Source organism: Duganella guangzhouensis, from assembly GCF_009674535.1.
GTDB lineage: Bacteria > Pseudomonadota > Gammaproteobacteria > Burkholderiales > Burkholderiaceae_D > Rugamonas > Rugamonas guangzhouensis.
In genome coordinates, this window is sequence record NZ_WKJK01000024.1 from 50,004 (window position 1) to 69,646 (window position 19,643).

General features: G+C 63.6%; 21 protein-coding genes. 9 read left to right on the forward strand and 12 right to left on the reverse strand.

Annotated features, from left to right (window positions below; translation table 11 throughout):
• Position 1: 1 nt before the first annotated feature.
• Together GJ699_RS30135 and GJ699_RS30140 are read right to left on the reverse strand one after the other, a co-directional pair.
• Positions 2 to 916 carry an OmpA family protein gene (locus GJ699_RS30135; protein ID WP_154383107.1) on the reverse strand — a complete coding sequence of 305 codons (915 nt, stop codon included), beginning with the start codon at positions 914 to 916 and terminating at the stop codon, positions 2 to 4.
• 18 nt (positions 917 to 934) lie between these two features.
• On the reverse strand, positions 935 to 1,321 hold the full coding sequence (locus GJ699_RS30140) for a DUF4398 domain-containing protein (protein WP_371867718.1): 387 nt from the start codon (positions 1,319 to 1,321) through the stop codon (positions 935 to 937).
• 139 nt (positions 1,322 to 1,460) lie between these two features.
• Here GJ699_RS30140 and GJ699_RS30145 point away from each other — a divergent pair, with 139 nt between their 5' ends.
• On the forward strand, positions 1,461 to 3,479 hold the full coding sequence (locus GJ699_RS30145; protein WP_154383108.1) for an AsmA family protein: 2,019 nt from the start codon (positions 1,461 to 1,463) through the stop codon (positions 3,477 to 3,479).
• Positions 3,480 to 3,583: 104 nt separating this feature from the next.
• Positions 3,584 to 3,808: a YMGG-like glycine zipper-containing protein gene (locus tag GJ699_RS30150; protein ID WP_154383109.1), complete on the forward strand. Its 225-nt coding sequence runs from the start codon at positions 3,584 to 3,586 to the stop codon at positions 3,806 to 3,808.
• A 42-nt stretch (positions 3,809 to 3,850) separates the two neighbouring features.
• Here the strand turns inward: GJ699_RS30150 and GJ699_RS30155 are convergent, their stop codons facing one another.
• On the reverse strand, positions 3,851 to 4,570 hold the full coding sequence (locus GJ699_RS30155; protein ID WP_154383110.1) for a Crp/Fnr family transcriptional regulator: 720 nt from the start codon (positions 4,568 to 4,570) through the stop codon (positions 3,851 to 3,853).
• A 121-nt stretch (positions 4,571 to 4,691) separates the two neighbouring features.
• Here GJ699_RS30155 and GJ699_RS30160 point away from each other — a divergent pair, with 121 nt between their 5' ends.
• The 3 genes from GJ699_RS30160 to GJ699_RS30170 all read left to right on the forward strand — a co-directional run bounded on the left by GJ699_RS30160 (position 4,692) and on the right by GJ699_RS30170 (position 6,150).
• Positions 4,692 to 5,321, forward strand: a complete 630-nt coding sequence (locus GJ699_RS30160; protein ID WP_154383111.1) for a glycine zipper 2TM domain-containing protein — start codon at positions 4,692 to 4,694, stop codon at positions 5,319 to 5,321.
• Positions 5,322 to 5,399: 78 nt separating this feature from the next.
• Positions 5,400 to 5,546, forward strand: a complete 147-nt coding sequence (locus GJ699_RS30165; RefSeq protein ID WP_008446864.1) for a lmo0937 family membrane protein — start codon at positions 5,400 to 5,402, stop codon at positions 5,544 to 5,546.
• 73 nt (positions 5,547 to 5,619) lie between these two features.
• Entirely contained in the window at positions 5,620 to 6,150 is a 531-nt protein-coding gene (locus tag GJ699_RS30170) for a DUF3617 domain-containing protein (RefSeq protein WP_154383112.1), read from the forward strand.
• Position 6,151: 1 nt separating this feature from the next.
• Here GJ699_RS30170 and GJ699_RS30175 read toward each other — a convergent pair whose 3' ends face one another.
• Together GJ699_RS30175 and GJ699_RS30180 are read right to left on the reverse strand one after the other, a co-directional pair.
• Positions 6,152 to 6,988 (reverse strand): branched-chain amino acid aminotransferase, encoded by an 837-nt coding sequence (locus tag GJ699_RS30175; protein ID WP_154383113.1) that lies wholly within the window; start codon positions 6,986 to 6,988, stop codon positions 6,152 to 6,154.
• A gap of 35 nt (positions 6,989 to 7,023) precedes the next feature.
• Positions 7,024 to 8,103 (reverse strand): porin, encoded by a 1,080-nt coding sequence (locus GJ699_RS30180; RefSeq protein WP_154383114.1) that lies wholly within the window; start codon positions 8,101 to 8,103, stop codon positions 7,024 to 7,026.
• Positions 8,104 to 8,285: 182 nt separating this feature from the next.
• On the opposite strand from GJ699_RS30180, the gene GJ699_RS30185 reads away from it, so the two are divergent.
• Both GJ699_RS30185 and cls read left to right on the forward strand, forming a co-directional pair.
• Entirely contained in the window at positions 8,286 to 10,307 is a 2,022-nt protein-coding gene (locus tag GJ699_RS30185) for a site-specific recombinase (RefSeq protein ID WP_154383115.1), read from the forward strand.
• On the forward strand, positions 10,304 to 11,695 hold the full coding sequence (gene cls, locus GJ699_RS30190; RefSeq protein ID WP_154383116.1) for a cardiolipin synthase: 1,392 nt from the start codon (positions 10,304 to 10,306) through the stop codon (positions 11,693 to 11,695). The genes GJ699_RS30185 and cls overlap by 4 nt, the downstream gene beginning before the upstream one ends.
• Here the strand turns inward: cls and GJ699_RS30195 are convergent.
• The 3 genes from GJ699_RS30195 to GJ699_RS30205 are packed head-to-tail and all read right to left on the reverse strand — an operon-like array spanning position 11,690 to position 14,037.
• Positions 11,690 to 12,508 (reverse strand): metallophosphoesterase family protein, encoded by an 819-nt coding sequence (locus GJ699_RS30195; protein WP_154383117.1) that lies wholly within the window; start codon positions 12,506 to 12,508, stop codon positions 11,690 to 11,692. The two genes, cls and GJ699_RS30195, sit on opposite strands and share 6 nt — an antisense overlap.
• A gap of 9 nt (positions 12,509 to 12,517) precedes the next feature.
• The gene (locus GJ699_RS30200) at positions 12,518 to 13,408 is read right to left on the reverse strand and encodes a diacylglycerol/lipid kinase family protein (RefSeq protein WP_154383118.1); all 891 of its coding nucleotides are present in this window, start codon (positions 13,406 to 13,408) and stop codon (positions 12,518 to 12,520) included.
• 5 nt (positions 13,409 to 13,413) lie between these two features.
• On the reverse strand, positions 13,414 to 14,037 hold the full coding sequence (locus GJ699_RS30205; protein WP_154383119.1) for a phosphatase PAP2 family protein: 624 nt from the start codon (positions 14,035 to 14,037) through the stop codon (positions 13,414 to 13,416).
• Positions 14,038 to 14,266: 229 nt separating this feature from the next.
• Between GJ699_RS30205 and GJ699_RS30210 the strand changes: the two genes are divergently transcribed.
• On the forward strand, positions 14,267 to 14,497 hold the full coding sequence (locus GJ699_RS30210) for a hypothetical protein (RefSeq protein WP_110848631.1): 231 nt from the start codon (positions 14,267 to 14,269) through the stop codon (positions 14,495 to 14,497).
• A gap of 72 nt (positions 14,498 to 14,569) precedes the next feature.
• On the opposite strand, the gene GJ699_RS30215 is transcribed toward GJ699_RS30210, so the two are convergent.
• A complete protein-coding gene (locus tag GJ699_RS30215; protein ID WP_154383120.1) occupies positions 14,570 to 15,649 on the reverse strand; it encodes an AI-2E family transporter in 1,080 nt (359 codons plus the stop codon).
• A gap of 86 nt (positions 15,650 to 15,735) precedes the next feature.
• Positions 15,736 to 16,635, reverse strand: a complete 900-nt coding sequence (locus GJ699_RS30220; protein WP_154383122.1) for a LysR family transcriptional regulator — start codon at positions 16,633 to 16,635, stop codon at positions 15,736 to 15,738.
• A gap of 99 nt (positions 16,636 to 16,734) precedes the next feature.
• Between GJ699_RS30220 and GJ699_RS30225 the strand changes: the two genes are divergently transcribed.
• Positions 16,735 to 17,751, forward strand: a complete 1,017-nt coding sequence (locus tag GJ699_RS30225; protein WP_154383123.1) for a zinc-binding alcohol dehydrogenase family protein — start codon at positions 16,735 to 16,737, stop codon at positions 17,749 to 17,751.
• Here the strand turns inward: GJ699_RS30225 and GJ699_RS30230 are convergent.
• Together GJ699_RS30230 and alaC are read right to left on the reverse strand one after the other, a co-directional pair.
• The gene (locus GJ699_RS30230; RefSeq protein WP_154383124.1) at positions 17,748 to 18,275 is read right to left on the reverse strand and encodes a hypothetical protein; all 528 of its coding nucleotides are present in this window, start codon (positions 18,273 to 18,275) and stop codon (positions 17,748 to 17,750) included. The genes GJ699_RS30225 and GJ699_RS30230 overlap by 4 nt on opposite strands.
• Before the next feature lie 89 nt (positions 18,276 to 18,364).
• A complete protein-coding gene (gene alaC, locus GJ699_RS30235) occupies positions 18,365 to 19,564 on the reverse strand; it encodes an alanine transaminase (RefSeq protein ID WP_154383125.1) in 1,200 nt (399 codons plus the stop codon).
• Between the last annotated feature and the right edge of the window lie 79 nt (positions 19,565 to 19,643).

Here is a 19,643-nt window from a genome sequence, read left to right on the forward strand (position 1 = left end):
ATTAACGACGATTGGCGATGGGCGCGCCGTTTTGCGACAGCACGATTTCAACGCGGCGATTCAGCTGGCGGCTGCCAGCGTCGGTATTGCTGGCCACCGGATAGGCTTCGCCATAGCCACGGGTGGCGATCTTGTTGCTCGGTACGCCGAGACCGATCAGCGCATTGCGCACCGATTCGGCGCGGCGTTGCGACAGGTCGAGGTTGTGCGACGAAGTACCGGTGCTGTCGGTAAAGCCTTCGACCAGCACCACGCTTTGCGGTTCCTGCAGCAGCACGTCGGCCAGTTTCTGCGCGGTGCGCATGCCTTCGGCGCTCAGCTCGGCACGGTCGACATTGAACAGCACATCGTTGAGGGTGATGATGATGCCGCGATCGGTCTGCTTGGCTTGCAGGTCGGCCAGTTGCTGTTGCAGCGCGGCGTTCTTGGCCTGCTCGTCGCGCGCCGAATTGGCGGCGATGTCGGCCTGGGCGCGCGCGGCTTCGGCATCGGCCTTGGCTTGATCGGCCTGGCTGCGGGCGCGGTCGGCGGCGGCTTTGGCGTTGTTGGCCTCGGCGGTGCGCGCCTGCAGGCGCACTTCATCGCGCTGACGGGCGGCGTTGGCCACATCGGATTCAGCCTGCTTGGCCTTGGCCGCTTCCTGCGCGGTGGCGATCTTCTGCTTGGCGATATAGGCCAGCTTGTCGATCTCGTTCAGGCTCTCTTTCTTGGCGGCGGCCGTGTTGGCTTTGTCCAGCGCGTCGGACGCGGCCTTGAATTCCAGCGGCGCGTTGGCGGCCACAGTGGGATTGCTTTGCGCGGCCGAAAAGTCGGCGCGTGCCTGGTCCAGTTGGGTGGTGGTGGTTGGCGTCGAGCTGCAGGCGGCCATGGTCAGTGTCACGGCGAAGGCAACTGGCAACAGGGTGAGTTTTTTCATGATCGGGCTCCGTTGGTTTTATTGTTGAGTAGTCGCATTGGCGCGCGCCAGTTCCTCGCGCAGCAGGCGGATGTTCTGTTGCAGCTCGTCGGCGGCGGTGGTGGCCTTGGCAGAGTTGGCCTTGCTCTGCGCCAGCTGAGCGTCAGCCGACGCCTGCGTGGCCAGGTCTTGCGCCGTTTTGTAGTCCTTGGCCGCCAGCGCCTGGTTGGCGCGCATCAGCTTGTCGCGGGCGGATTGCATTTCGGCCGGGGCCAGGTCGGCGGCGCCGGCGCTGGTGGCAGCGGCCACCGCTTCGCGCGACACCGCGACATCCGCAGTGGCCGGGGTTTTCTGGCTGGCGCAGCCACCCAGCGTGAACAGCAGGGCCATGCCGCACATCATTTGCCATTGAGTATTCATGGGCATCATTGTTATTCTCCTCAAGTGATTGGGATGGCTACAGTTATAAGCGCTCGCCGGTCCGGCATCAGTACGGTGACGCACCAAACCCCGTGTGTGTAAAATGATGCAACTATCAAAATCCTCCAGAACCCTCAGGTCCGCCATGCCCCTGCCCCGCCGCACCCGTATCGCCCTTGCCGTCAGCAGCGCCGTGCTGGCCATGCCCGTGATTGCCGTCGTCGCCCTCAGCAACTACGACTGGAACCGCGCGCGGCCGTGGCTCAACCAACGGATCAGCAGCGCCATCGACCGGCCGTTTGAAATCCGGGGCGACGTGTCGCTGACCTGGCAGCGCCAAGGCAGCGGCGACCATGACCGCACCTGGCGCGACTACCTGCCGCTGCCCCATCTGCTGGCGCGCGATGTCCACGTCGGCAATCCGCGCGGCATGCAGGCACCCAGCGAGATGGTCAGCGTCAGCCAGTTCGCCTTTGCCATCGAACCATTGCCGCTGCTGCGCCAGCGGATTGAAATCCCGGTGCTGCGCTTCGACAATCCGGCGCTGCTGTTGCAGCGCGATGCCGATGGCAAAAACAACTGGACCTTTAAAAGCGACGACCAGCCCTCGGCCTGGAAACTGGATGTGCAGCAGGTGGTGTTCGCCAAAGGCACGGTGCGCTACATCGACGCCATGACGCATGTGGATGCCGCCGCCCAGGTCGACACCGTCAACGACGGCCCCTACGGCGTGGCCTGGCAATTGCGCGGCAAGTGGAATCAGCAGGACGTCAGCGGCAGCGGCAAGGCCGGCGCCGTGCTGTCGCTGCAATCGCAAACCGCGCCCTACCCGCTGGCAGCCAGCCTCAACGTCGGCGGCACCAATATCAGCGTTGAAGGCACGCTGACCAAGCCGGCCGCGCTGGCGGCACTGGACATGCGGCTCAAGCTGTCCGGTCCCAGCATGGCGCGGCTGTACGGCCTGACCGGCGTGCTGCTGCCGGAAACGCCGCCGTTCACCACCGAGGGCCATCTGAGCGGCAACCTGGGCGCCAATGCCAGCCACTGGATTTACGACCAGTTCACCGGCAAGGTCGGCCAGAGCGACATCGGCGGCAAGCTGGAATTCCGCACCGGCGCGCCGCGTCCGCTGCTGAGCGGCACGGTGCAATCGAAGCTGCTGCAAGTGTCCGACCTCGGCCCGCTGATCGGCGCCGACTCCAACGCCAGCAAGGAAGCACGCGGTGAGGACGAGCGCCAGCCGGGCAACAAGGTGCTGCCGGTGGAAACCTTCCGCACCGAGCGCTGGACCGCGATCGATGCCGACGTCAATTTCAAGGCCGCGCAAATCACCCGCAACAAGGACTTGCCGATCCAGAATCTGGAAACGCAAATCCACATGAAAGATGGCGTGCTGTCGCTGACGCCGATGAACTTCGACATCGCCGGCGGCCGCTTCACCTCCAACGTGATGCTGGATGGCAGCGGCAAGATCAATCCACACGCCATCCGCGCCGAACTGAAGGCTGGTGCGCGCCATCTGCAGCTGAAAAAACTATTCCCCACCATTGACGGCATGCAGGCCACGGTGGGCGAGGTGAATGCCGATGTGTCGCTGTCGGCCACCGGCAATTCGGTGGCCAGCCTGCTCGGCTCGTCCAACGGCGAGCTGAAAGGCGTCGTCAATGAAGGCAGCGTCAGCAAGCTGTTGCTGGAGGCGATGGGACTGAACATCGGCAGCGTGGTGCTAACCAAGGTGGTCGGCGACAAGCAGGTCAAGCTGAATTGCATGGTGACTGATTTTGCCGTCACCAACGGCCTGATGAAATCGCGCCTGTTCGTGGTCGACACCTCGGAAGCGCGCATCGACATCAACGGCACCGTCAATCTCGGCAACGAAAAGCTGGACCTGACGCTGAAACCGGACGCCAAGAGCATGCGCGTGATTTCGCTGCGCGCGCCGATCTATGTGCGCGGCACGTTCAAGGAACCGGACCTCAGCATCGACAAGGGCGCGCTGGCGTTGCGCGCTGGCGGTGCCCTGGCGCTGGCGGTGGTGGCACCGGTGGCGGCGATTGTGCCGCTGGTCAGCACCGGCCCCGGCGAGACCGCCGGCTGCCAGACCTTGATGGCGCAGGCCGGCGGCAAGCCGGTGGCGCCGCCGCCAGGCAAGCCCAGCCACTGATGCGGTGCGAATGTGGGATGCCGAACGGAAGTGCCCTGCCCCAGCGCGTACTCTGGTGCCATCGGTTGGCGCAATACCGCGCTGGCCTGCCAGAGGAGAAAATCATGAAGAACGTCAAGCAACTCGCAGCAACCGCCGCCGTGCTGGCGGCCACCCTGGGCCTGAGCGCTTGTGCCAACATGTCGCCGCAGGATCGCAATACCGCCGTTGGTGCCGGTGTCGGCGCGGTGGCGGGCTCGGTGCTGACTGGCGGTAGCGCGGTCGGCGCGGTCGGTGGCGCGGCCGTCGGCGGCGTGATCGGCAACCAGGTGCAGAAACCACCGCGTTAATCGGCGCCAGCCTTCAAGCACAACGGGCCTCGCGGCCCGTTTTTATTTGTCCTTGAACATTTCGTAGCAATGGCAGGAGACGCCTTCCAGCCCGGCCGAGTCGAGGATCTCGATATTGCCACGGCTGTAGCTGATCAGCTTTTGCTGTTGCAGCGCGCTGGCGGCCTTGGTGACGCCGACACGCCGCACGCCCAGCGCATGGGCCAGGAATTCGTGCGTCAGATGGAATTTTTCCGATTGCAGACGATCGCGCGTAATCAGCAGTGAACGCGCCAGCCGCGCCTCCAGCACGTGGAAGCGGCTGCACACGGCAATCTGGATCGCCTGCGCCAATTGCTGGTCGGTATAGCGGTGCAGCAGCCGCTGCAACGCATCCATGCGGTGGAACTCGGTCACCAAATCGCCCGCCGCCATGCGGTAGGCGCGGCCCGAGCGCTGCACCACGGCGCGCACCTGGGCCAGCTCCTGCCCCAGCACCACCGGCGCGCCCAGCATGCCCTCGCGGCCGATGGCGCCCACTTCCAGCGTCATGCGCCCTTCCGCCACGCCCAGCAGCGAGACCAGGCAATCAATCGGGAAATACACATAACGCACCTCCTGCCCCGGTTCCGACAACACCTGGCCGTTTTCAACCCGTACGGTCTCGCATTTGTCAGCAAGCTGGGCCTGGTCCTCGTCCGACAGGCTGGCCAGCAAGCGGTTGTTCGCCAGCCGGGGCAAGGCGCGCTCGTCGTCGATGGAATTGGAGAGATAGGTATGCATGGAATCAGCGTAAAGGCAATTATTTGCTCTGTATGTACGGTGACGCACGGAAGCAAGCGATGTCCTTGAGGAAAATATCGTCTGCAATGCAATACCTCAACCAATAAAAAGGAAACCCATCATGGACACCCCACACATCAAATCCAGCCCGCATCCGGTCATGGTGATCGCCGCCGTCGCGGTGGTCCTGTTCTGCGGCGTCGGCAGCGCCGCGATTCTGGGTTGGCTGCCAACCTCCAACGCCAGCGTGCCGGCCGCCGTCAGCGGCCTGCCACCGGCGCCGGAACACGCGTCGAACGCGTCCTATAACAATGCCGCACCGACCGCCAACAGCATGGCGCCGACCGGCAGCGCCGAACCGGCATTGGCGCAAGGCGCCGGCCAGAACGCCGAACCGGAAGCCCGCAACGCGCCATGCGCCAACTGCGGCGTGGTGGAATCGGTGCGCGCGGTTGAGCATCGTCCGCAAAGCAGCGGCGTCGGCGCGGTCGGCGGCGCGGTGCTGGGCGGCCTGCTGGGCAACCAGGTCGGCAGCGGCCATGGCCGCCAGCTGGCCACGGTGGCCGGCGCGGTGGGCGGCGCGGTAGCCGGCAACCAGATCGAAGGCAATATGAAAACCACCCACAGCTGGGACATCGTGGTGCGCATGGATAACGGCAACAAGCGCACGCTGCACGCGTCGAACCAGCCGCAATGGCGCGCCGGCGATCCGGTCCGCATCGTCAAGGGCCAACTGCGCTCGATCGACTAAAGGAGCTAGGTACGGCAGCGTACAGATACAGCGCCCACTCTTGCCGATAATGGACTCACACAACCCGAGGAGAGAATCATGCTATATACCATCGCTGTCGTTCTGCTTATCCTGTGGCTGCTGGGCCTGGTGACCTCGTACACCATCGGCGGCTTCATCCACATCCTGCTGGTCGTGGCCATCATCATGGTGCTGCTGCGCCTGATTAGCGGACGCGGCGTGTAGCCTCCTCCGCCCCAGGATGAAACGGCGCCATTGGCGCCGTTTTCGTTTATGCTGCTGTTTTTCGGGAGGAGTTATGAAACGTCTCGTGATCGCACTGGCCCTGATGACCTCGGCGGTGGCTCAGGCCCAGACCATCAAGCCGGGCCTGTGGGAATTGAATACCAAGGTCAGCACCGGCAACGCCCAGACCGACCAGGCGCTGACGGCGGCGCTGAATCAGCTGGCGGCAATGCCGGCGGAGCAGCGCGCGCAACTGGAAGCCAGCATGGCCAAAAACGGCGTCTCGCTGCCCAAGGCCGGCAGCAATGGCGGCCTGACCATGACCGCCTGCGTGACGCCGGAAATGGCGGCGCGCAAGGAACTGCCGCTGGGTCAGGATGGCAAGTGCACGTCGAAGCAACAGCAGGTCAGCGGCGGCCTGGACGTGTCGTTCACCTGCACCGATCCGGCCTCCAGCGGCAACGGCCAGATCCGCTTCCAGGGCGACAACGCCTACACCTCGACCATGCAGGTCATCAACAACAGCGGCGCCGGCCCACAGAGCGCCACCGTGCAATCGAGCGGACGCTGGCTGAGTGCCAGCTGCCCGCCCCGGCCGCAGTGAGTTACTGGCTGTCGGAATACGCCATGTAGCGCTCGCGCGCCAGCGTGGCGATCGGGCCGACCGGCAAGCTGCGCGCCTCATAACGGACGCAGGGCGTGACCTTGCCGTAGTTGCCGGTGTTGAAAATTTCCACCGCAGTGTCCAGCTCTTCCGGCCGGACGCTGCGCTCTTCCACCACCACGCCCGCCTGCGCCAGCAGATCGATCACGCGCGCGCGGGTGATGCCGGACAGGAAAGTCCCGTTCGGCACCGGCGTCACCACCTTGCCTTGCGGCGTCACGAAGAACAGATTGGCCGAGGCGAACTCGGCCACATTGCCGGCGCTGTCGCACACCACCGCGTTGTCATAGCCGCGCTCCTTGGCTTCGCGCAGCGCCTTGCTGGTATTGGCGTACAGCGACGATGCCTTGGCATCGGTCGGCGCCATCGACGGATCGGGGCGGCGCAGCACCGACAGACAGGCCGAGAAACCGGTGAACGGAGGCATCGCCGCATCGAACAGCGTCAGCGCGAACGCGCTCTTTTCCGGCACCGGAATCAGCAGGCCATCGGTACCGAACACCAGCGGACGAATGTACAGTTCGGCATCCGGCGGAAACTTGGCCACGCCTTCGCGCACCAGCTGTTCCATCTCATCCACGCTGAGCGGGCACATCAGGCCCAGCCGCTCGGCCGAGGTGATCACGCGTTGCAGATGCAGGCGCAAGTCCGCCATATGGCCGCGCAAGGAACGGGCGCCATCGAATACCGACGAACCCAGCCAGACGCTGTGGTCCATGGCGCCGAACAGCGGCGTATTCCCTTCGCTCCAGCTGCCATTGAAATAAGTGAGGTACATGCGCATTCCCGGTCAAAACCAGCAATGTAGCATGTTTAGAATGCGTGCTTGAGGCCGATGTTGATGGCGCGATCGCCGCTGCCGCGATTGCTGGCGTTGCCGACCGAGTAGGCGGCGCCATTGCGGTTCTGGATTTTGGCAAACGAGGTGTACATGCTGGTGCGTTTCGAGAACGCATAGCTGGCGCCGACCGCGATTTGATTAGCGTCGCGGTCGGCTAGCGTGCGGTCATCTTTATGGATGTAGGACGCCAGCAACGTGGTGGCGCCCATCGGCACCGCCACGCCGACCAGCACGTCATGGCTGTTGGTGCTGGGGTCGCGCTGCGCCACCGCGCCGTAGGGATTGGTTTCGTCCCACTGCATGCTGCCGTCGCCCTTGCTGTGACCATAAGCGGCGTAACCGACAAAGCGGCCGAAGTCGACATTGGCGGCCACCAGCGTATTGCGCGCCGACTGATCGACCGGCGGCGTGGTGCCGGTCGCGTCCAGCAGATTGTCCTTGCGCTGGTGCGAGATGCTGAGATTGATGCCGCCCTTTTCATAACCCAGCGTGGCGCCATACGCGCGGTTGACCTTGCTGTTATACGGCGACTCGCCAAAGCTGTAGATCACCGAGCCGATCAGCCCGCTGCGCGAGCGCGGCGACTGGTACTTGACGGTGTTGTCGTAACGCTTGGTGGTATAGCCGACCAGATTGGCGGCGCTGCCGGCCATGCCGCCATGGAAGGGATCGCCCACTTCGGTCAGCGCCTCGTACACCAGATTGTACTGGCGGCCCAGGGTCACCAGCCCAAGCGGACCATCCAGCCCGACAAACGCCTGCCGGCCGAACAGCTTGCCGTTCTGGTCCGACACGCCGGTGTCGTTGAGGACACCGGCCTCCACCGTGTACACCGCCGCCGTGCCGCCGCCCAGGTCTTCGCGGCCGCGCACGCCCAGCCGCGAGCCGCTGGCGATGCCGCTGTCGAGCCGGGTGCTGGCACAATCGCTCTGGCAACCGCGCTCCGCCACCACGCCGGCATCCAGCACGCCGTACACTTCCGTCGACGACGAGGTTTGCGCCACCGCGGTCAGCGGTGCCAGCAAGGCCAGCGTGTAGAGGGCGGGTTTCATAATGATGGGCCGGGAACATTGAGAACTTGTTATGCTCAGTGTAGGTCGCACCCCATGCATATTCTGTGCGGACGATCACGCTAGGCTTAAGTTTCACCAAGGAAATCTATGTGCGCCAGCGTACATACCTGTTGCGGCTCGGCGGTTATACTGCGTTTTTTGTTCAAGACAGGGCTCTCTGCATGCTAGAAATTTTAGAGCGCATCTCCGCAGACAGCAGCGACATCGGCCTGATGGTCGAGCTGTTCGACACCCTGCGTCCCGCGCGCGCCAGCGATGGCGCGCGTGCCACCGCCAACGTGCGCACCCTGTGCCAGCTGTTGAAGGGCAATCCGGCGCAAGCCGTGGCGCTACGCAACTACGGGCGCAACATCGTCGCCGCGCGCCGCCACTCCAGCCTGTACACCGAGATCGGCGTGCTGTCCAACGACGGCTTCTTCAGCGAACTGCGCACCCGCATCGCCTACCGCATCCTGCCGCCGGCGCTGGGCACCGACTATCTGAGCGAGGCGATCGACCAGATCGTCTACAAGCGCACCGATTACCTGTGGATGGCGGCGGTGCCGGTCGAGGACTGGCTGGCGCTGGCCGATGTGATCTGCCAGGCCGAACAGCGCGCCAGCGCGCCGCAAGTCGGCAACCTGATGTTGCCCGGGCTGCTGGAAGCGATCCGCACCCTGTCCTACCGCGTCTGCGCGATCGGGCTGGAACCGCGCCTGACCAACTTCCATACCGAGATGGAAACCTACGAATCGCCATTCATGGTGCAGAACTTCGAGGTCAACGCCTATCTCGATGCCTACCATCGCAAGCTGGCCGGCGAGGAAGTCGACCTCGAAGACGCGCGCCACCTGCTGGTGATGCTGGAGCAGTGCGACGCGGTGATCGGCAAGATCCGCAAGAAAGCGCTGAGCCAGGGCACCAGCATCGCCCTCACCTATCTGCTGGTGTCGCTGACACAAAGCCTGGACCGCATGCGCAAGCTGCTGTTCCTGGTCGACGTGCACGAGGCCGGCGCCGAACAGGACAGCGCACGCCGCGCCGCCGCCGTGGCGCTGGCGCTGGAACTGATCGAAGCCCACAACAACAAATACATGGTGACCGACCTGCTGCGCGATAATATCGACCTGCTGGCGCGCAACGTCACCGAAAACGCCAGTCACACCGGCGAACACTACGTGGCCGACAGCCGGCGCGAACTGGGCGGCATGTTCGTCTCGGCCGCCGGCGCCGGGCTGGTGATCGGTTTCATGGCGCTGTTCAAGATTCTGATGTCCTACTTGCGCGCCGCGCCCTTGGTGGAAGCCTTCCTGTTCAGCATGAACTACTCGCTGGGCTTCATGTTCATCCACCTGCTGCACTTCACCGTGGCCACCAAGCAGCCGGCCATGACCGCCTCGCGCATCGCCGCCGGGCTACACAGCAAGGACGGCCGCAACATCGACCTCGACAGCATGGCTGAGCTGTGCAACAAAGTGCTGCGCACGCAGGTGATGTCGGTGCTGGGCAATCTGGTGATCTGCATCCCCACCGCCTGGCTGATCGCTATGGCCTGGCCCCACATGACCGGCCACCATCTGGTGTCGCCCGACAAGGCCATGCACCTGCTGCAAGACATCGACCCGATCCACGCGCCGACGCTGATCTACGCCGCGATTGCCGGCGTCTGCCTGTTCGTTGCCGGCCTGATCTCCGGCTACTACGACAACAAGGCGCTGTACACGCGCTGGGCGCAGCGCATCGGCCAGCTGCGCGGGCTGGGCTGGCTGCTGGGCCAGGAACGGCTGAACCGTCTCGGCGTCTACCTGGAAAACAATCTGGGTGGCCTGATGGGGAATTTCTTCTTCGGCATCCTGCTCGGCGTGATGCCGTTGCTGGGCTTCCTGTTGGGGATACCGCTGGATATCCGCCACATCACCTTCTCGTCCGCCAACTTTGCGACAGCAATTGTTGGACTCGATCACAATGTCAGCTGGGAACTGGTTGTGACCTCGGTGGCAGGTTTTCTTTCCATAGGGATCGTCAATCTGCTGGTCAGTTTCGGTCTTGCCTTGTGGGTGGCGCTGCGTTCGCGCCAGGTCCGCTTCAAGCAAGGCTGGGCGCTGATCAAGGCGCTGGGGCGCCGGTTCCGCCAGGGACCGGTTGCTTTCCTGATCGGTTCCAAAGAGGATGACACCAACCTGACCGAAAAGGCTCACAGATGAACACTGCCCGCATGCGACTCTGGCTTCCCCTGATACTGATGTGCTGGGGCTTGCTGGGCGCATGCGCGTCGCTGCCGAATGTGACCGACCTGGGCGACAAGCTGGACCCGGCCGGCGCGCCCACGGTCAAAGGCAGCAAGGGTGAACTGTCGGATGCGCGCGCCAAGGCGCTGCTGCAGGCGCGCTGGAGCAAGGGCGGACTCGACTTGCCGCAGCAGGCCGCGCTGGAAGAAGCCGCCACCGGCGTGCCCCTGATCGCCGGCAACAAGACCACGCTGCTGTTCGACGGCCCGCAGACCATCGCCGAGATGCTGAAGGCGATCAATGGCGCGCGCAACAACATCAACTTCGAAACCTACATCTTCGACCAGGACGAGATGGGCAACAAGTTTGCCGACGCCCTGATTGAAAAGCAGCGGCAAGGGGTGACGGTCAATCTGATTTACGACAGCGTCGGCACCATCGGCGTGCCGGCAGAATTCTTCGCGCGCATGCGCAAGGCCGGCGTCCGGCTGGTGGAATTCAACCCGGTCAACCCGGCCAAAGTCAACGGCGACGGCTGGAAGGTCAACAACCGCGACCACCGCAAAGTGCTGATCGTCGACGGCAAGACCGCCTTCACTGGCGGCATCAACATCAGCGCCACCTATGCCAAGAGTTCGCTGTTCCGCTCCGCCTCCAGGCCGGCCAGCAAGGACGACGTCGGCTGGCGCGACACCCACATCAAAATCGAAGGGCCGGCGGTGCAAGCATTCCAGTGGCTATTCGTGCGCCAGTGGTCGCGCCAGGCCAAGGAAGAATTGCCGGACGCCGACTACTTCCCCAAGCCGGTGATCGCCGGCGACAAGGTGGTGCGGGTGCTGGGCAGCGATCCCGGCGGCCAGTTTGAAATCTACAAAGCCTATGCGCTGGCGATGCAGGAAGCCAAGCAATCGATCCACCTGACTTCGGCCTACTTCGTGCCGGACCGTCAAACCGTGGACGCACTGGTCAGCGCCGCCAAGCGCGGCGTCGACGTCAAAATCGTGGTGCCGGGCGTATCGGACGTCGGGCTGGTGGTGTATGCCGGCCATGCCTATTACGACGAATTGTTGGAAGCCGGCGTCAAGCTCTACCAGTTGAAACTGGCGGTACTGCACGCCAAGACCGCCGTCATCGACGGCAAATGGTCGACCGTCGGCTCCAGCAACATCGACACCCGCAGCTTCCTGCACAACAGCGAAATCAACGTCATCGTCATGGGTGACGCGTTTGGCGCCGAGATGGAAAAAGCCTTCCAGGAAGACCTTCGCGACTCCACCCTGGTCACACTGGAAGCCTGGCGTCACCGGCCATGGCTCAACCGCATGAAAGAATGGACCGCCCGCGTGATGGGCTACTGGCTATGATTCGGCGGCGAGCGACCAGACGTCGCCGCTGCGGCGGAAGCATTCGGTGTGGACCGGCTCAAAGCTGGCGGTGCCTTCAATCCAGCTGTAGCGCTCGACCTGGACGTCGTCCGGGGCTATCTGCAATACGTTGAAGGAGTTGGCTTCGCCGCGCCCGCGGGTGGAGGTGGCGGTGCCGGCCTGCACCACCAGCGCGGCATAGCCTTCGATCTGGTAACGCCGCGCGCTGTTGCCGGCATGGCTGGTGTGGACGTGGCCGGCCAGCAGCAGGTCAACGCCGCATTCGGCAAATGCCCGCATCGCCATCGGCGCGCGGTCGACCAGTTCGTCTTGGTCGTAATGCTCGGGCAGGTCGAATGGATGGTGGGTGACGATGATGCGCGTATGGTGCAGCCCGGCCGCCTGCATGCGCAGCTTCATCTGCGCCAGCTGTTCTTTGTTGACGCGGCCATCCTTGAAGGTCAGCGAGCGCGCGGTGTTGATGCCGAGGACGGCGATTTCGTCGTCGACGTATTCCGGCGCCAGGTCCAGCGTGACGTAGCGGGTGTATTTGCGCAGCGGCGTCAGGAAGCGGCTGGCGACGTTGTACAGCGGGATGTCGTGATTGCCCGGCACCACGATCTGCGGCCCCGGCAAGGTGTCCAGCCAGGCCCGTGCGGCCTTGAATTCCTCGGTCTTGGCGCGCTGGGTCAGGTCGCCCGACACCACCACCACGTCCGGTGCCAGCCGGGTCACCAGTTGCTGCAAGGGGTGCAGCAAATCGTGGTCGACACGGCCGAAGTGCAAGTCGGATAAATGGACGATGGTGCGCATGCTGGCCTCCTATGCCGCCGGCACGATGACGTTCAGCGCCGATGCTCTGGAACGATAGCACAACGGCGGCTTCATCAGCGTGACTTCGCCGTCGGTGGCCACGCGCAGGTGGCGGCGCCGGGTCTCGATCACCAGCGATGGCGCCGACAGCACGTCGAAATCGCGCGCTTCGCGCAGGCGGTTGAACAGCGCGTGCGCGGCGTAGCGCAGCAGGCCGAGACGGGTCGGCTTTTGCGCCACGTACAGGCACAGCTTGCCGGTGTCGAGCCGCTCGCGCGCGCCCATGGTCAGTCCTTGCAGGTATTCGTTGTTGCCGATGAAGACGAAGGGCGTGCGCCGCAGATGCTCTTCGCCGTTGATTTTCAGCCGCACGCTGAGGAAGGGAAATCGCCGCAGCGCGGCAAACAGCGCGCGGCCGAAGGCTGGCCATTTGCTGCGTCCCAGGTGGCGCTGCTGCTGTTCGCGATCGCGCACGATGTCGGGGTAAATGCCGAGGCTGGAGTTATTGAGGAAAATACGGCCGTTGACCTCGCCCACGTCGACCTTGCGGCTGATGCCGCTGACCACGTTGGCCACGGCCTCGTCCAGCTCCAGCGGAATCTTCAAGTCCTTGGCAAAATGGTTCAGCGTGCCCAACGGCAGCACGCCCAGCCTGGCTTCAGTGCCGGCCAACACCGAGGCCACCGCGTTGATGGTGCCGTCGCCGCCGCCCGCCACCACCACTGGTGCCCCCTCGGCCACCGCGCGCTCGGCGCGGGCGATCATCTCGTCGCCGCTCTGCGCCAGCGTGATGTCGGGCTCGGCGCCGTGGCTGCGGAATTTCTCCTGCAGCGCGGCGGCCCAGCCGCCGCAATAACCCAGCCCGGCGCTGGCGTTGACAATGACGACGATTTTATCCATATCGTTTATACCGTTCTGGCTTCGCGCCGGCGGCGCAGGGTGGAAATCGCGGTGATGCAGACGGCCAGCCAGGCGATGCTTTCGGCCATCGCCGCCAGCACGTCGCTGACGTAGTGCGCGCCCAGATAGACGCGGCTGAATGCCACCAACAATACCATCGCCAGACACAGGATCACCGTTCCCAAGCGCACACTCCACGCCGGCCGCGCGATCACCAGATAGCTGGCCAGCAGACCGTAGAAACAGGTCGCCGCCATCGTGTGGCCACTGGGGAAGCTGTAGGTGGCCAGCGTGACCAGTGGCTCATCGAACACCGGCCGCGCGCGCTGGAACACGAATTTGAGCCCCACATTCAGCAGCATTCCGCCCGGCACGGTGAAGGCCAGCGCCAGCAGCCAATAGCGCGCCTTCACCCGCCACAGATACCAGGCCAGTCCGGCAAACAGCAACACCATGCCAGCCACCGAGTGCAGCGCCGAGACGGCCAGCATCAGGCTGGTGAACGGTTCCGTGGCGTGGGCGTTGAACCAGTGCGCAACCTGCAGATCCAGCACGGTGATGGCCTGCTGCCCCATCACCGCTTCCGCGAGCTCATGAAATACCAGGCCGGCCGCGAACAGCAGCGCCATGCCGACGGTCAAATGTAAACCGAGTTCTTCATCCGGAGACAGTCTTGCCTCGACGAAACTGAGCAATTTACTAAAAATTTGGTGCCCCTTCCTGACCCACCGATGAATGTTGGCCTCAAAACCACGAAATGCTGAATTTACTGTTTATTTGCACAGTACCTGTTTATTCATACAGTACTTATGCTATTCTGAACTCCTCGTTAAACACAACTCCAACAAAGGAACTGTCATGAGCACTCTGAATAGCAGCTTTGGCTCCCGCTTCGGTCTGGAATACCTGCCTACCTCGTTTATGGTTCGTATGGGCCGGCGCGAAATGATGGTGTGCCGTGACTTCCGCAAACGTTTCTATGCTGTGAACCCGATCATCGAGTGCGATACCGGCGTGCAGGCCGGCCATCTGGAGGTACTGATGTTCCGCCGCTGGCTGCTGATCCTGTCCAAGTCGAAGGCGCACTAATGGTTGCCGGTGCCAGTTGCCCAACCCATGCACAAGATCGGCCGGCAAATGCCGCCGCCTCGCTTGCGCTCCTCACCTGGGTTTGGCAACTGGCGAGCCGACATCCTCTGGCTGAGGCTGAGCCTCCTGCCACAAGGTTACGAATAGCACCATCACCACCGGACCGATAAACAGTCCAACCAGGCCCAGCGTTTCGACGCCGCCGAGTATGCCGAACAGTACGGCCAGGAAGGGCAAGCGCGTGGCGTTGCCAATAATGCCCGGCCGTACAAAGTGATCCGCCACAAACAGCACGATACCGCCCCACACGGCCACGCCGATGGCGCCTGGCACTGCGCCGCCAAACGCCAGCACGCCGGCGGCGGCCAGGAAAGCCAGCGGTGCGCCAAACGGGATGATGGCCAGAATGCCGGTCGCCGCCGCCCACAGCGCGGGGGATGACAGCCCGGCCAGCCAGTAGGCGATGCCGATCAATACACCTTCCGCCAGACCGACCAGCACCAGGCCGTTGACGGTGGCGCGGATGGCGGTCGGGATTTTGTCGGCATAGTGCGCCCAGCGGACTGCGCCAAAGCAGCGGTTGCCGAGGTTGGTGATCTGGCGGTTTAGCGTTTCACCATCCTTGTAGAAGAAGAACAGGCACAGGAAGGCCAGGCCGAAGTCCACCAGCCGGTGCATGAAGCCGACGCCGGCCACCTTGATCATATCGCGCGCCGAGTGGAAGCCGTTGATTTCGCGGTCCGAGAACAAATGTGCCAGGCCGTGCGGCTGGCTCAGCGTGGCCTGCCACCAGTCGGAGATGGAATCGCCGATCACCGGCAGATGCAGCACGAAGTCCGGCACCGGGATGCCATCGGTATTGGCGTTGACCACGTAATTGGCCAGCTCCGGCGCCTGCCGCGCCGCCTGCGCCACGCCCAGCAACACCGGCACGATGAACACCGCCGCCATCAGCAAGGTCAACAAAGCCGCCGCCACGATGTGGTGCTGGCCCAGGCGCGCCCGCACGCGGGTGTACAACGGCCAGGTCGCCACGCACAGAATGCCGGCCCAGATGAGTGGCAGAAAGAAGCGCTGCATTACGAAGCAGGCCAGTGCGATCAGCGTCAGTGAGAATCCTGCGCTCAAGATGTCGCGCTGGGTGTCGGTCATTGCTCTCTCCCGTTTATGATTGTTAGCGCTATGGTAAGCGCATTTTGTCGCAACGCAACCACGCTGAAGGGGGATTTCAGGCGCCTTTAAGCTTTTTCACACTGCGCGCGCAGGAAGTCGCGCAGTTGCAGCACGGTGGGCGTGATCTGCGAACGGTGCATGAAGACCATGTGCAGCGCGGTCGGCTCGCCCAGCACGTCGGGCAACAGCACCTGCAGACGGCCGGCGCGGATGTCGGCGCCCAGATCCAGCCTCGATTTGTAGGCAATGCCCAGCCCTGCCACCGCCCAGCGCCGCACCACGTCGGCATCGTCGGCGCTGCGGTTGCCGTTGACGTGGATGATTTCCGACTCGGCCTGGCCATCGTGGTAAAAACTCCAGCGGTCGTGGATGACATCGTCCAGCATGAAGCGCAGACAGTTGTGACGCGCCAGGTCGGCCAGCGCATTCAGCTTGCCGTGCTGGCGGATGTAATCCGGCGACGCCACCAGCACGCGCCGGTTTTCCGGCGCCAGCGGCATGGCGATCAGGCTGGAATCTTCCTGGCGGCCATAGCGGATGGCGATGTCGACCGGTTGCCGGTACAGGTCGGACACGCGGTCGCTGAAGCTCAGTTGCAGCGACACCTTGGGATATTGCGCCTGAAACTGATCCAGCCAGCCGACCACCAGATTGCGTCCCAGGTCGGACGGCATCGAGATTTTCAGCGTGCCCCCCAGCGTTTCCTGGCCCTGAATCAGCGCGTCGTGGCCCTCCTTGAGCAGCCGCAACGCCTCGCGCGCGTGACGCAGATAGTGTTCGCCCTCCTCGGTCAGCCGCAGCGAGCGCGTGGTGCGGGCGAATAAACGCAGCTTCAACTCACCTTCCAGCCGCTTGACGGCGGCACTGGCCAGCGCCGGCGATATCTCCAATTCGCGCGCGGCGGCAGACAGGCTGCCACGGTCGGCCGTGCGGACAAAAACCGTCAAATCATCCAGTCGCAGCAATTTTCAGCATTCCTTTGAAAGTGTTTCGGCGTAGCGCCACTTTTTCATCATAACGAAATAAATGATGATACGTCCATCCCAACACGCTCGGAGCAATTCATGAAAGCCATTGCCTACTACCAGTCCCTGCCCGTCGACCATGCCGACGCCCTGATCGACATCGAACTGCCGGCGCCACAGCCGACCGGCCGCGACCTGTTGGTGGAGGTCCGCGCCATCTCGGTCAATCCGGTCGATACCAAAATCCGCCGCAACGTGGCGCCGGCCGAAGGCCAGGCCAAGGTGATCGGCTGGGATGCCGCCGGCGTAGTCAAAGCGGTTGGCCCCGACGTCAGCCTGTTCAAGGTGGGCGATGAAGTCTGGTACGCCGGCGACCTGACCCGTCCCGGTACCAATAGCGAGCTGCACCTGGTGGACGAGCGCATCGTCGGCCACAAGCCGCAGAATATCGATTTCGCCCAGGCTGCCGCGCTGCCGCTGACCACCATCACCGCCTGGGAGCTGCTGTTCGACCGTCTGGCGGTCAGCCGCGATGCCGGCGCCACGCAGGGCAAGTCGCTGCTGGTGATTGGTGCGGCTGGCGGCGTCGGCTCCATCCTGGTCCAACTGGCGCGCCAGTTGACCGGCCTGACCATCATCGGCACCGCCTCGCGTCCGGAAACCGGCGAGTGGATCAAGCAGTTGGGGGCGCATCATGTGATCGACCACAGCAAGCCACTGAATGAAGAAATTGCTCGCATCGGCCTGCCGCCGGTGACGTATGTGGCGGCCTTGAACCAGACCGACCATCACTGGGCCGAGATCAGCGAACTGGTGGCGCCGCAAGGCAAGGTCGCGTTGATCGATGATCCGGCCGCGCTGGACGTGCGCACGCTGAAACGCAAGAGCGTCTCGCTGCACTGGGAATTCATGTACACCCGTTCGATGTTCCAGACCGACGACATGCAGCAGCAACATCAACTGCTGAACGACGTCGCGCGCCTGGTCGAAAGCGGTGCGGTGAAGACCACGCTGGCCGAGCGCTATGGCAAGATCAACGCCGCCAACCTGAAGCGCGCGCACGCCCTGATCGAGAGCAACCGCGCAAAAGGCAAGATCGTACTGGAAGGCTTTTAAGCCCGCGCCGCCTGGGCGGCTGCGGCATCCGCCTGAGCTCGCAGCATCGCCAGCACAGCATCGTCGTGCCGGGTCAGCGCATCTTGCATGCGGCTGGCCGAGGCGCAGGACAGGTCCAGGATCTCCATGAACAGCTGCTGGCGCCGCTTCAGCGCGGCCGATTCGTAGCCCAGCTGCTCGAACATGCGGCCGATGTCGATGCAGTAGTCACGCAGCTCCAGCATGGTGCTCTTGGTGTATTCGATATCGGTGCGCATGCTGCGGTCCAGGTCCAGCATCTCCAGCTTTTCCTGCGCCGCCGGCGAAATTTCGCGGATGGTCGGCCCCCAGCGGTCGAATTTGCCGGCGATGCGCTTCATGCGCGCGATCTTTTGATCCAGCATGCGGCAGTAATACCAGCACAGCCAGCATACGGGGAGCCGCGCGACAAACAGCGGCAGACCGGCGGTGCGCAGGCTGCGCTCCAGTTTTTGGACTGATTCGACCACGCGCCGTGCGCTGGCTCCGCTGAGAAAGTGGGACATGATGGCAGCTCCGAAGAAGGGGTCCAGGGAGCTACAGTAGCCGCCACATCAAACAAGGTATTTGATGCGGCTTAAACTCGCAGCGAATTTCAGGCCGGCGTCTTGCGTAACATGGCTTTGATACCACGCAAGCCCTGGCGGATGCGCGCTTCATTCTCGATCAGCGCGAAACGCACATACTCGTCACCGTACTCCCCGAAGCCTATGCCGGGGGAAACACAAACCTTGGCCTCGGCCAACAGCAACTTGGAGAATTCCAGCGAGCCCAGATGCCGGTACGCTTCCGGAATACGCGCCCAGATGTACATCGACGCCTTCGGCTTGTCGACCGGCCAGCCGGCTTCGAGCAAGCCTTTGTGCAGCACGTCACGACGGCTCTGGTATTGCGCGCAGATCTCGCTGACGCAGTCCTGATCGCCTTCCAGCGCCGCGATCGCCGCCACCTGCACCGGCGTGAAGCTGCCGTAGTCATGGTAGCTCTTGATGCGCGCCAGCGCCGCCACCAGTTCCTTGTTGCCGACCATGAAGCCAACCCGCCAGCCGGCCATGTTGTAGCTCTTGGACAGCGTGAAAAATTCCACCGCCACCTCGCGCGCGCCCGGCACCTGCATGATGGACGGCGCTTTCCAGCCGTCGAACACGATGTCGGCATAGGCCAGATCGTGCACCACCAGGATGTTGTGCTGCTTGGCCAGCGCCACCACGCGCTCGAAGAATTCCAGCTCCACGCATTGCGCGGTTGGATTCGACGGGAAGCCGAGAATCATCATCTTCGGTTTCGGGTAGCTTTCGCGTACCGCGCGTTCCAGTTCGTCGAAGAAATCAACACCGGGCGTCATCCGCACCGAGCGGATGTTGGCGCCGGCGATTACCGCGCCCCAGATGTGGATCGGGTAGCTGGGATTGGGCACCAGCACGGTGTCGCCCTGGTCCAGCGTGGCCAGCATCAAGTGCGCCAGGCCCTCTTTCGAACCGATGGTGACGATGGCTTCCGAGTCCGGATCGAAGTCGACCTCGTAGCGCGTTTTGTACCAGCGCGAGATGGCGCGGCGCAGGCGCGGTATGCCTTTCGAGGCCGAATAACCGTGGGTGTCGGGACGCTGGACCGTGTCCACCAGCTTGCTGACGATGTGCGGCGGCGTGGCGCCATCCGGATTGCCCATCGACATATCGATGATGTCTTCGCCGCGACGGCGCGCCGCCAGCTTGAGCTCGGCGGTGACATTGAAAACGTATGGGGGTAAGCGATCGATGCGCGCAAAGCTGCGCGACGATGGAGTGTCGTTCATGGATTGTCTCACGTAAGCGCCCGGAACCGTCCGAGCGACGTCGATGCTGCTTGCATCGGGATCGATACTAGACGATCCC

What these genes read in the sequence shown, in the direction of transcription:
- GJ699_RS30135 (WP_154383107.1), bottom strand. Translation starts at nt 916, where the DNA reads ATGAAAAAACTCACCCTGTTGCCAGTTGCCTTCGCCGTGACACTGACC.
- GJ699_RS30140 (WP_371867718.1), bottom strand. Translation starts at nt 1,321, where the DNA reads ATGCCCATGAATACTCAATGGCAAATGATGTGCGGCATGGCCCTGCTG.
- GJ699_RS30145 (WP_154383108.1), top strand. Translation starts at nt 1,461, where the DNA reads ATGCCCCTGCCCCGCCGCACCCGTATCGCCCTTGCCGTCAGCAGCGCC.
- GJ699_RS30150 (WP_154383109.1), top strand. Translation starts at nt 3,584, where the DNA reads ATGAAGAACGTCAAGCAACTCGCAGCAACCGCCGCCGTGCTGGCGGCC.
- GJ699_RS30155 (WP_154383110.1), bottom strand. Translation starts at nt 4,570, where the DNA reads ATGCATACCTATCTCTCCAATTCCATCGACGACGAGCGCGCCTTGCCC.
- GJ699_RS30160 (WP_154383111.1), top strand. Translation starts at nt 4,692, where the DNA reads ATGGACACCCCACACATCAAATCCAGCCCGCATCCGGTCATGGTGATC.
- GJ699_RS30165 (WP_008446864.1), top strand. Translation starts at nt 5,400, where the DNA reads ATGCTATATACCATCGCTGTCGTTCTGCTTATCCTGTGGCTGCTGGGC.
- GJ699_RS30170 (WP_154383112.1), top strand. Translation starts at nt 5,620, where the DNA reads ATGAAACGTCTCGTGATCGCACTGGCCCTGATGACCTCGGCGGTGGCT.
- GJ699_RS30175 (WP_154383113.1), bottom strand. Translation starts at nt 6,988, where the DNA reads ATGTACCTCACTTATTTCAATGGCAGCTGGAGCGAAGGGAATACGCCG.
- GJ699_RS30180 (WP_154383114.1), bottom strand. Translation starts at nt 8,103, where the DNA reads ATGAAACCCGCCCTCTACACGCTGGCCTTGCTGGCACCGCTGACCGCG.
- GJ699_RS30185 (WP_154383115.1), top strand. Translation starts at nt 8,286, where the DNA reads ATGCTAGAAATTTTAGAGCGCATCTCCGCAGACAGCAGCGACATCGGC.
- cls (WP_154383116.1), top strand. Translation starts at nt 10,304, where the DNA reads ATGAACACTGCCCGCATGCGACTCTGGCTTCCCCTGATACTGATGTGC.
- GJ699_RS30195 (WP_154383117.1), bottom strand. Translation starts at nt 12,508, where the DNA reads ATGCGCACCATCGTCCATTTATCCGACTTGCACTTCGGCCGTGTCGAC.
- GJ699_RS30200 (WP_154383118.1), bottom strand. Translation starts at nt 13,408, where the DNA reads ATGGATAAAATCGTCGTCATTGTCAACGCCAGCGCCGGGCTGGGTTAT.
- GJ699_RS30205 (WP_154383119.1), bottom strand. Translation starts at nt 14,037, where the DNA reads ATGGCGCTGCTGTTCGCGGCCGGCCTGGTATTTCATGAGCTCGCGGAA.
- GJ699_RS30210 (WP_110848631.1), top strand. Translation starts at nt 14,267, where the DNA reads ATGAGCACTCTGAATAGCAGCTTTGGCTCCCGCTTCGGTCTGGAATAC.
- GJ699_RS30215 (WP_154383120.1), bottom strand. Translation starts at nt 15,649, where the DNA reads ATGACCGACACCCAGCGCGACATCTTGAGCGCAGGATTCTCACTGACG.
- GJ699_RS30225 (WP_154383123.1), top strand. Translation starts at nt 16,735, where the DNA reads ATGAAAGCCATTGCCTACTACCAGTCCCTGCCCGTCGACCATGCCGAC.
- GJ699_RS30230 (WP_154383124.1), bottom strand. Translation starts at nt 18,275, where the DNA reads ATGTCCCACTTTCTCAGCGGAGCCAGCGCACGGCGCGTGGTCGAATCA.
- alaC (WP_154383125.1), bottom strand. Translation starts at nt 19,564, where the DNA reads ATGAACGACACTCCATCGTCGCGCAGCTTTGCGCGCATCGATCGCTTA.